The organism is Paenibacillus sp. JQZ6Y-1 (assembly GCF_040719145.1).
GTDB lineage: Bacteria > Bacillota > Bacilli > Paenibacillales > Paenibacillaceae > Saccharibacillus > Saccharibacillus kandeliae.
On the sequence record NZ_JBFDUZ010000004.1, the window covers coordinates 371,248 to 381,921 of the forward strand.

Here is a 10,674-nt window from a genome sequence, read left to right on the forward strand (position 1 = left end):
TATAAAAGTATCATTATAAATGACTTACAGAAATGGAGAAGATCAAGTGGAGTTCCACGCTGATGCGATAGATCACGTCATTAAGAACGCGACAAACGTAATGGAAAACAGCAAATACCAGATCTTCGAGATTCTGGACACGTCTCGTCGCGAGCTGTTGTCACTTAATACCGAACTGGAATTGGTATTGCGAGAAACGGCAGAGACAATCGAGAAGGTGGATCAGCTCGAAGTCGGTTATCGCAGTTCCCGAATCAGACTAACTGAGGTAAGTCGTGACTTTGTGCGGTATAATGAAGAAGATATCAAGCAAGCCTACGAAAAGGCGACTCAGCTACAGCTTGATCTGATGATATATCGGGAAAAAGAAATGTATTTGAAAGCCCGCCGCGACGATTTGCAAAAACGGGTGAAGAATGTAGAAAACTCCATTGAGCGAGCCGAAACGATTGGCTCGCAGATGGGGGTTGTACTGGAATATCTGTCCGGTGAGCTGAATCAGGTAACACGCATTATTGAATCAGCCAAAAATCGGCAGCTGATCGGCCTCAAAATTATTTTGGCGCAGGAAGATGAGCGTAAGCGTATTTCCCGTGAAATCCATGATGGACCTGCACAATTGCTTGCAAATCTAGTTCTTAGGACCGAAATTGTAGAAAGAATGATTGCAAAGCAGGATTATTCAATGGTCCGAGACGAAATAATAGATTTAAAAGCGCAAGTGCGTTCCAGCTTAGAAGAAATGAGAAAAGTCATCTTTAACTTAAGACCGATGGCCCTTGATGATCTGGGGCTTATTCCAACTCTGCGGAAGTATGTGCAGGATTATGAGGATAAAACTCGAATCCGATCCATTTTTGAAACCAGAGGCAAGGAATACCGGCTTAGTTCCGCCATGGAAGCTGCTATCTATCGCCTGGTTCAGGAGGCGCTAACAAATGCCTCTAAGCATGCCGAGCCTACGTATGTAACAGTCATCATTACATTCCAGGCCCAGATTGTGAAGCTAACCGTTGAAGATAACGGAAAGGGCTTTAATCTGGAAAAAGTAGAAGAGCGCACCAAAGACCATAATAATTTTGGTCTGATTGGTATGCGTGAACGCGTCGAATTGCTTGACGGCAGAATGGAGATCGAATCTGCTGAAAATCAGGGGACAAAAATTGTGATTCATATTCCAACGAATGTGGAAAAGTGAAAGGAGTAACAGGATGGAAAACCATGATTACGGCTCTAAAAAGATTAAAATACTGCTGGCCGATGATCATCAACTGTTCCGCGAAGGTCTAAAGCGCATCCTTAATATGGAGGATGATCTAGAGGTCATTGGCGAATGTGGAGATGGGATTCAAGTATTGGAGTTCTGTAACCACACTCCACCAGAAGTTGTCTTGATGGACATCAATATGCCAATCGAGAACGGTGTAGAAGCAACTGAGAAATTGCGTGAGCTTTTCCCAGATATTAAGGTTATCATTCTGTCGATCCATGACGATGAGAGCTATGTGTTTGAAACGCTGCGTAAAGGTGCCTCTGGTTACCTGCTGAAGGATATGGAAGCTGAGTCTCTGGTGAATGCCATTCGCTCGGTGGTAGAAGGTCATGCCTATATCCATCCTAAAGTAACAGGTAAGCTGATTCAGCAATTGCGCCGCATGACATATGTGAATGAAACGGGTACATTGGCAGACAACAACAACAATGGCGATACTGGCGTGAAATTTGTAGCTGGTGACGATAATCCATTGACCCGCCGCGAAGCTGAAGTATTGCGTTTGATGGCGGAAGGTAAGAGCAACAAAATGATCGGGGAATACCTGTTTATCAGTGAAAAAACAGTCAAAAACCATGTCAGCAGTATTTTGCAGAAGATGGAAGTGGACGATCGTACACAGGCTGTTATTAACTCCATCAAGCATGGTTGGGTAACACTGTAATCTCAAACTACGCAACTCCGGTATTGCTTGCCGTCTGTAATGCGTTCATACTGTAAGCAACAAGTGAAGCACACTTTTCCTATTCAGGAAGAGTGTGCTTTTTTTATTTTATGTGCATATGCTACATATTGGCATATGCCAGACGATGAGGTGAGCACGACGAAATTACATCTATATAGAATAGAATATGATCAGGACATTCAGATTGAGATTTCGCTGGATATGCGAGTGGATCTGTTATGGTGGGTAGCTGGAAACAGAAGAGAGAAAGATATACAGCGCATCTGGCTTATTGCTACGGACATTCCGGCGGGATGGGGATTGCAGCAGAGGCGGATGCTGAAGCGTAAATCGTACGAAGATAGTCTGCATATATTTGCAAATTTGGCTTTTTCGTATTCCGGTGATCGTGAACCGCTTATGAACAATATGAACGCAACGCCTATTCTTTTATGGCAAAGGGACGAGGGCTATACATCAGAAGGACAAAGATTACTGGATACAAGCGATGCTGGTGAGCTGAAAGAAAATAGGCTGCATGCAACAAGCGCTGGTGAGCTGAAAGAGAATAAACTACATACAACAAGCAGTGCTGATGTGCGAAAGGGGAATATGCTGGATGCAGCAGTAAAGCGCCAGCTGGTCTGTGGTGCGATTTCGATTACCGGATTGCTCAACGGACGTTCTTTACTCATACCAGAATTTCAACGTTTATTGGAAGATCGTCAGTCGCCTTATTTGACCAGCTGGCGTAGTTGTGTGCAGCTCGCTTATTTACAAAAGCAGATCCGTATACTAAGTGCAGTCTATCCTCAACAACAATCTGCTATGCCTATATCATTAGTAGAACGTTTGAAGCAACAGTTAGCTACTATATCAGCACAAGCTCCATCATCACAGCCTTCTACCGATCAATCTATCCGTTGTCGCCGCTGCAATAGTACGAGAGTACGTTATACCCCATGTGCCAGCTGCGGCTCATCGTCTTGCGGATATTGTGAAGAGTGTCTGAATATGGGGCGGAGTCGAGAATGTGGCATTATCTTACAAGCTGTGCGTCCTCCTATTTTATCAAAGGAAGCTACTTCCGATTTGAAAGAGCCTGTGACAGTGAAGCTTACAAGTCATGTTTCCCGTGAAACATTGCAACAACTTCAGCACAATTGGGGATTGAGCATACCGCAAGCACAGGCAGCTGGAAAAGCATTATTATTTTTACAAGACCGCTTATCTACTCAGCCCGAAGCCTTCCTATATAAAAGCATGAGTATAGTAAGAAACAAATATTCAGCGATACATAATCGTAGATCTATTCCTTTAGAGTACAAGCAGCTTACTGATTCTTCATTGCAAGACCGGGCAGAACAACATTATGTTCACTCACAGCCACGGTTTTTGATGTGGGCAGTTACTGGAGCTGGTAAAACGGAAATGACATTTCCGCTAGTTGATTATATGCTTCGACAGCAGGGACGTGTCTTGATTGCTACACCACGACGCGATGTTGTTTTGGAATTGGCACCACGTATTAGCAGAGCATTCCCAACGTATGCGGTAACTGTACTCTACGGTGGCAGCGAGCAGCGCTGGCAGGAAGGGCAGATTGTGATTGCGACGACGCATCAATTGCTTCGTTATACAGCAGCATTTGATCTAGTTATTATTGATGAAATCGACGCTTTCCCATATGAAGGGAATCCTATGCTGCATTATGCGGCAAGCCAAGTGTGTCTGCCGACAGGAAAATTTGTTTATTTATCAGCGACACCTTCTACAGCATTACAACGACAAATCAAAGCAGGTACACTATCACACGCCAAAGTCCCCTCACGCTTTCATGGTCATCCGTTGCCTGTTCCCTATTGGTTGAAGATGGCTCCATTTTCCTACTGGGTGAAAAAGCGAAGCATTCCGCATAGCTTGATGAGCAAGTTACAGCATTCTATTGCACGCGATGCTCAAATTTTCTGGTTTGTTCCACGGATTGATTGGATTGTAGATATGGTCGCTCTCATCCAATATCATTTTCCTCATGTAATGGTGGCAGGAACCTCCTCACAGGATGAATCTCGTGCTGAAAAAGTGATAGCATTTCGTGAGCGGCATATTCGTGTGCTGGTTACAACGACGATTTTGGAACGAGGGGTTACGGTTCCTCAGAGCGACGTATATATAATAGAAGCCAATCATTCCGTATATCGAACAGCTGCCTTGATTCAGATGGCAGGACGTGCTGGGCGCTCTGAAGAAGATCCAGCAGGCAAGGTTGTATTCGCCGCTACCGAACGAACGCATTCACAACAGGAAGCCATTCGGCAAATCCGACTGATGAATAAGGTGGCGCGCAGGGAGGGCTATATAAAATGAGAGTCAGGAATATTTTCTCATTTATGCAGCGGCAATGGCAGACCATCTGGCAACCACAACATGATGATTGCATCGCGTGCCATCGTACAATGACTTCCTATGGTGCATATCCGGGTCTGTGCTCAATCTGTGCAGCAAGCATTCCATGGATTATAGATCTCAAATGCAGCGTATGTGGTAGAGCGGAAATCTGCCCAGACTGTCGGAGGACACCATTTGCCTATCGCTCATTTATGCTGAATCGTAGTGCTGTATCCTATACACCGGACATTCGGCAATGGCTGGCAGAATATAAATATCGCGGCAATGAACGATATGCCGGATTGTTTGGTGTTCTGATGGAGCATGGATATTACCGTATGCAAACAGAGTTGTCGTTGCATTATAACCGTTTCTGGCAACCGGATTTGATTACTTGGGTGCCTGCGAGTGCGGATCGGCTACAAAGTCGCGGATTTGATCAGGCGCAGGTAATGGCACAGCAGCTGGCAGACAAGCTACGTATTCCATGCTTGCCCTTATTGCAGCGCAACCGCCACACAGATAAACAAAGCTCTCAGGGACGTGCTGGAAGGCTGCGCAATGTGCAAGGCATCTTTTCATGTTTACCAGAGGCAAATGACTGGCTTGCACGATGGCAGCAGAATCAGGATAATGAACACTGTTATTCTCGTGGAGCTCATGTTCTACCTTTGTCCAGAGGTTTAGCATCTCGTCCTCTATCTTTAGCAAAAGCATTGCAAAATACCTTCCTATTAGGTCCTATAAAAGAAAAGCAGTCGCCGCGACCATTGCAGCTACTGCTTATCGATGATATTTATACGACAGGAAGTACGATCAATAGCTGTGCCTCCGCCTTGTTAGAGAGTGCACAGCGACAGGAGCAGCTCGCAATCTTTTCGCTTACGTGTGCGCGCTCTTGATAGTGCACGGCATGGATGTTCATTCCACCGCGTCGTTGTTATATTGATCCTAATATAGTCATTCTGTATGTATCGATACTATACATTGCGGTAGGAAAACGTATGACAATTTAAAGACTATCGTATACGCAGACACGCAAATCTCACAATTTTAACATATAACACTAATAAAATGCACGTTAGTTTACGATATAAATAAAGACATCTTATTTAATAACTGTGAAGCTGGGCCATATAGATTGTACAGAATGACAGGAGGCAATTAGCAATGAACTTAGGAAACTGTCCTCAATGCGGCAAATTGTATGTATTGAATCTCAGAGGAATGTGCAGTGACTGCATTAAGAAAATTGAACGTCAGTACGAGGATTGCAATCATTATCTGCGTCAAAACAGAGGGGCTACTATTACGGAGCTATCTGAAGCTACCGAAGTACCGATTAAGCAGATTACTCAGTTTATCCGCGAAGGACGTATCTCCATCGCCAATGCGCCGAATATGGGGTATGCATGCGAAGTATGCGGAACGGTCATCCGTGAAGGCAATATGTGCGATTCCTGCCGATCGCGTTTAACGAAAGATATTCGCCATGCGTATCAGGAGCCAGAACAACAGAAGGAAGAACACGGTACTAAGAACCAAGGGGCATACCGAATTGTCGACAAATTCCGAAAAGACTAGAAATATTTCCTATTCCTAGTCAAATAACGACATTTCCTAGTACTATCAGAGTGTTAAAGCTTGCATAGCTGTGCAGGAATGGGACTTAAGAAACGAAAAAAATTACTTCGTAATTAACCACTTTAAGACTATAAAAATTGATGTAAAAGTGGTCGATAATCTTAGTAACAACAAATTCGGTTGCCTTAATGATATCAGGAACCTACTTATTCCGACTATCACCCAACCTTCCTGTTATCCTAAAAGGACTTCCTAATTTTGAAAAGATGGTCCACCTTCCCGACGCTTATGACAACACGAAGTAGGAACTCTTTCTCAAATTTACTAAGGAGTGTGTAAAAAACCATGAAAATTAACGATACACAACGTGTAGGTGCAATTAACCCATATCAACGCAGTGCAGAAGCCAAAGCCGCAACGAACGATAAGAAAGCGAATCGTAAAGACGAAGTATCCATCTCGCCGGAAGCTATGGAAATGCTGCAAGCCAATGCAACGCAAGCGTCTGCTAATGCAGAACGCGCACAAAAAATCCAAAGTCTGAAAGCGCAAGTAGCTGCAGGGACGTATCAAGTAGATGCAGGAGCCCTGGCAGACAAGCTGCTGCCTTTCTTAAAAGGAACGGGGAATTAATCAATGAGTGGAACTGTGCAGCCGCTGGTGGCCAAATTAAAAGAACTGAATGAAAGTCACCTGCAAATGATTGAACTGGGAGAAAACAAAAAGCAGGCCGTAATCAAAAACAATGTGAACGAACTGATTGCTATTATGAATCAGGAATCCAAAGTAGCCAAGCACATCGGACAACAAGAACAGGAACGCGAGCAGCTGGTATACGCTTTTCTGTTGGACAGAGGCATTAAGTCCAAACTTCGTTTGAACCTTGCCGAGTTGGCTCGCCTTGTATTTGATCCTACGGAGAAACAACAACTGCTGGATGTTAGCTCCGAACTGTTCAATACCCTGCAGCAGTTCCAACAGCTTAATGACCTGAATAAACAGCTCATTCAACAGGCTTTGGATTATGTGGACCTTTCATTGGAAATGATGACGCTTGTTCCGGAACAGGAAGCAACTTACCAACATCCGGCTGAAAAAGCATATGGCGCTACTCGCTCCGGATTATTTGATACACGAGGTTAATATTAGGAGGATCATATGACATCAACATTTCATTCCATTGAGACGGCTCGCCGAAGTCTGAGCACTACAACGACATCTTTAAGCACAGTTTCGCATAACATTGCTAACGCAAATACAGCCGGTTATTCGCGGCAGGTGGTACATACAAGTGCCACTAATCCTCTGGAAGCAGTGGCCTTCCGCAACTCGACCAATTCCGGTCAGCTCGGTACAGGTGTGGAGGCGACCTCGATTCAGCGTGTTCGTTCCATGTTCTTGGATACCCAGTACCGTAATGAGAATGCTTCCCAAGGAAGCTGGAGTGTTAAAGCGGACAGTTTGAGTAAGCTGGAGACGATCATCAACGAACCTTCAGATACTGGTTTGCAAACGGTATTGAACAACTACTGGACAGCATGGTCCAGCCTTAGTAACGACCCGCAAAGCACAACCAACCAAAAGGTCTTAAAAGAGAATACACTTGCTCTGACCGATGCAATGAATCAGATGAGCAAGCAACTGGATACTATGAGTACAGATCTGACGTCCAGCGTAGGGCTGGATGTATCGACTGCCAACTCCCTGCTATCTACAGTAGGAACACTGAACCAAAATATTATGAAAATCGAAGCTCAGGGCAATGACGCCAATGACCTTCGTGATCAGCGCGATTACGCTATCGATCAGCTGTCCAAATATGGCAATGTATCGGTGACTGAACTGAGCACAGGTTATCAAGTGAGTTTTGGTGGACAACAGGTTGTAACTGGAGGTACAGTAACTGCGCTTACAGCGGCAGGTGTACAGACAGCTTATGAGAATGGAACATTGAACGGTGGAGAAATTCACGGGTTGTTATACTCACGCGATCAGTACGTGGCGGAGCAAAAATCACAACTGGATCAATTGGCGAATACAATCGCAAATGGTGCAGTTACTGTAACTTTGCCAGCGGGTTCGGTGATTCCTGAAGGAACCGTACTGAACGGTGTCACCTATTCCGATGCAGCGGGCAACCGTACATTGACTTCCGATCTAACGACTACCGTAAACGGAATCAACGGTTTGCATAAACTGGGCTACAATAGCTCAGGCGAAGCTGGTGGAGATTTCTTCAGTTCTTCTGACGGCAGTGGCACGATTACTGCAGGCAATATCACATTGAATACAACACTTCAGAGTGATCCAAGCAAAATTGCTTTCTCTCTCCGTACGACAGGTACAGGAACCAACGAGAAAGTGGTTGCCGGTAACGGTGGACTTGCTTTGATCATGTCGGAGTTAAAAGGAAATAAAATGGACTTTGGCGGCAGTACGCCAACAACGATTCAGGATTATTTTAACGGTGTCGTAGGTCAGCTGGCGGTCGATTCCCAAGAAGCAACACGTCAATCGACCAATGCACAGACATTAACCGATCAGGTGGATTCCAGTCGTCAATCGATCAGCGGCGTTTCACTGGATGAAGAAATGACGGATCTGCTCAAATTTCAGCATGCTTACACTGCTGCTTCACGTTTCATGACAACGATGGATCAAATGCTGGATCGTTTGATTAACAGCACGGGCAGAGTTGGACTTTAATAAATAAGGAGTAGATTTCATATGGCAATCCGTATTACCTCAACGATGATGTCCAACCAGAACTTGCGTAACCTGAATAACAACCTGAATACGATGAATAATCTAAGCAATCAATCGGCAACAGGAAAACGAATTAACAAAGCATCGGATGATCCGGTTGGTACCACATATGCACTACGTTATCGCGCTGAGCTAAACTCGAACAAACAATATCAAACCAACACGGATAATGCTGAGAGTTGGCTTAATTATTCCGATACAGTTATGGGTCAAGCCGGCGATATTATGACCCGTATCAAAGAATTGACCACACAGGCAAGTACAGGCACGACTGAAAAGGGCGGTCTGACTGCGGTTAGTGATGAGCTGAAAGAACTGAAAAAACAGCTGGTCGATATTGGTAACAGTCAGTTGACTGGTAAGTATATTTTTAATGGTCAGCAGTCTGAGGTTAAGCCGTATGAGCTGTCTGATTCTGTAACGAGCTATTCCAATGTCAAAACGGACACTGGCTCCATCACATATGGAATTAGTGAGCAAGTTTCACTGGGCGTGAGTACGAGTGGTAATGACTTCTTTGGTAGCACCAGCGAAACAGATAACGTGTTCTCGATTCTGGATCGTTTGACGACTGCTATGGATAGTGGAGATTCCACCACCGTTAGCAGCGAACTAGATAATATCCAGAGCAGAGCTACCAAAATGTCTGCTGCCCGTTCTGAAGTCGGTGCTAAAACCAACCGTGTAGAATTGGTGAAAAGCCGTTTGGAAGATCGTGAGTTGAATGTAACTACACTGCAATCCAATGTAGAAGATGCTGATATTTCCGATGTGTTGATCAAAACCACAACAGCACAGACCATTTATCAAGCAGCACTGCAAACTTCTGCGTCTGTTATGAAGATGTCTCTTGTTAATTTCTTGAGTTAAACTTACAATATAAACCATAAAGGTAAATTTAAAAGGCTATGGACTACCTCTGTCCGTAGCCTTTTCTTGAAAATAAGGAGGATTACGCATTTATGTCCAATTCATCCATTTCGCCCGATCATACAACGACACTGGAAGAGAGCAATTATCATTTTGCCAAGGGAATCCCTGGGTTTCCTGAACTCAATCAGTATACGGTGATACCACAATACGAATCGTTTAGTCTGCTGCAAGCGGCTGACAATCCTCGCATCAGCTTCATTATGGTCGATCCATTTGTATTCTTTCCACAATATGAATTTGAACTGCCACAGGATGTACAGGAAGAGTTGGAGATCAATGATGAGCAACATGTTGCTGTGCGTTGTATTGTAACCTGGCATACGCAATCCGAGAAAATTACGATGAATTTGGCTGCACCGATCATCTTTAACGTAGAACAACAACAAGCCAAACAGATTATTTTGCAAAATACGCCCTATACAACCAAGCATCCATTACAGTCTCAGACGACCAAACAGACGAAGGAGGAGTTGTAAGTATGCTCGTACTCTCGCGTAAAAAAGGCGAATCCATCATTATTGATGATCAAATTGAAATTACTGTTCTGTCCGTTGACGCCGATACGATCAAAATTGGGATAGCTGCGCCTAAAAACATCGATATTTATCGTAAAGAAGTGTATGAGACTATCCAGTTGAGCAATCAGCATGCTGCAGTAGGACCTGAATTACTGGAGCAATGGAAAAAGCAGCAAAGTCAGTTGTCCAGCCAGAAAGATGCTTGATCCTATAAAACAATATTAGTTTTATGGAAAAAATGTAAAAATGCTATAAACAAAATCGTGCGTAGGGACGATATATATAATAGAGCGGTAAGGCGGGTGCGATCGACCCGCTGAATCGCCAAAATAAACCACATGGATGTGGGAACGTACCTTCAAGGAGGAAATAATAACATGATTATCAACCACAATATTGCAGCTTTAAACACTCAGCGTAACCTGAACCTGAACAGTGCTTCTTCAAGTAAAAGTATGGAGAAATTGTCTTCCGGTATGCGTATCAACCGTGCAGCAGATGATGCAGCGGGTCTGTCGATCTCTGAATCGATGCGCGGTCAAATTCGT

The 10,674-nt window shown here is 44.2% G+C and carries 12 protein-coding genes; all 12 read left to right on the top strand.

Annotated features, from left to right (window positions below; translation table 11 throughout):
* The first annotated feature begins 46 nt into the window (after positions 1-46).
* On the top strand, positions 47-1,198 hold the full coding sequence (locus tag ABXR35_RS20050; RefSeq protein WP_367063819.1) for a sensor histidine kinase: 1,152 nt from the start codon (positions 47-49) through the stop codon (positions 1,196-1,198).
* 13 nt (positions 1,199-1,211) lie between these two features.
* Entirely contained in the window at positions 1,212-1,937 is a 726-nt protein-coding gene (locus tag ABXR35_RS20055; RefSeq protein WP_322906498.1) for a response regulator transcription factor, read from the top strand.
* Between the two features lie 150 nt (positions 1,938-2,087).
* Positions 2,088-4,304, top strand: coding sequence for a helicase-related protein (locus ABXR35_RS20060; protein WP_367063820.1), 2,217 nt, complete (start codon positions 2,088-2,090; stop codon positions 4,302-4,304).
* Complete coding sequence (locus tag ABXR35_RS20065; protein WP_367063821.1) at positions 4,301-5,227, top strand: ComFC family protein; 927 nt, start codon at positions 4,301-4,303, stop codon at positions 5,225-5,227. The genes ABXR35_RS20060 and ABXR35_RS20065 overlap by 4 nt, the downstream gene beginning before the upstream one ends.
* Before the next feature lie 268 nt (positions 5,228-5,495).
* Positions 5,496-5,909 carry a TIGR03826 family flagellar region protein gene (locus ABXR35_RS20070; RefSeq protein ID WP_367063822.1) on the top strand — a complete coding sequence of 138 codons (414 nt, stop codon included), beginning with the start codon at positions 5,496-5,498 and terminating at the stop codon, positions 5,907-5,909.
* Positions 5,910-6,254: 345 nt separating this feature from the next.
* Positions 6,255-6,542, top strand: coding sequence for a flagellar biosynthesis anti-sigma factor FlgM (flgM, locus tag ABXR35_RS20075; RefSeq protein WP_367063823.1), 288 nt, complete (start codon positions 6,255-6,257; stop codon positions 6,540-6,542).
* 3 nt (positions 6,543-6,545) lie between these two features.
* Positions 6,546-7,052 carry a flagellar protein FlgN gene (locus ABXR35_RS20080; RefSeq protein WP_367063824.1) on the top strand — a complete coding sequence of 169 codons (507 nt, stop codon included), beginning with the start codon at positions 6,546-6,548 and terminating at the stop codon, positions 7,050-7,052.
* 15 nt (positions 7,053-7,067) lie between these two features.
* Positions 7,068-8,615: a flagellar hook-associated protein FlgK gene (gene flgK / locus ABXR35_RS20085; RefSeq protein ID WP_367063825.1), complete on the top strand. Its 1,548-nt coding sequence runs from the start codon at positions 7,068-7,070 to the stop codon at positions 8,613-8,615.
* A 21-nt stretch (positions 8,616-8,636) separates the two neighbouring features.
* Complete coding sequence (flgL, locus tag ABXR35_RS20090) at positions 8,637-9,545, top strand: flagellar hook-associated protein FlgL (RefSeq protein WP_367063826.1); 909 nt, start codon at positions 8,637-8,639, stop codon at positions 9,543-9,545.
* 92 nt (positions 9,546-9,637) lie between these two features.
* Positions 9,638-10,084, top strand: coding sequence for a flagellar assembly protein FliW (locus ABXR35_RS20095; RefSeq protein WP_367063827.1), 447 nt, complete (start codon positions 9,638-9,640; stop codon positions 10,082-10,084).
* 2 nt (positions 10,085-10,086) lie between these two features.
* Positions 10,087-10,332: a carbon storage regulator CsrA gene (csrA, locus tag ABXR35_RS20100; RefSeq protein ID WP_367063828.1), complete on the top strand. Its 246-nt coding sequence runs from the start codon at positions 10,087-10,089 to the stop codon at positions 10,330-10,332.
* A gap of 171 nt (positions 10,333-10,503) precedes the next feature.
* On the top strand, positions 10,504-10,674 hold a 171-nt coding region (locus tag ABXR35_RS20105; RefSeq protein WP_495525205.1), incomplete at its 3' end, for a flagellin N-terminal helical domain-containing protein.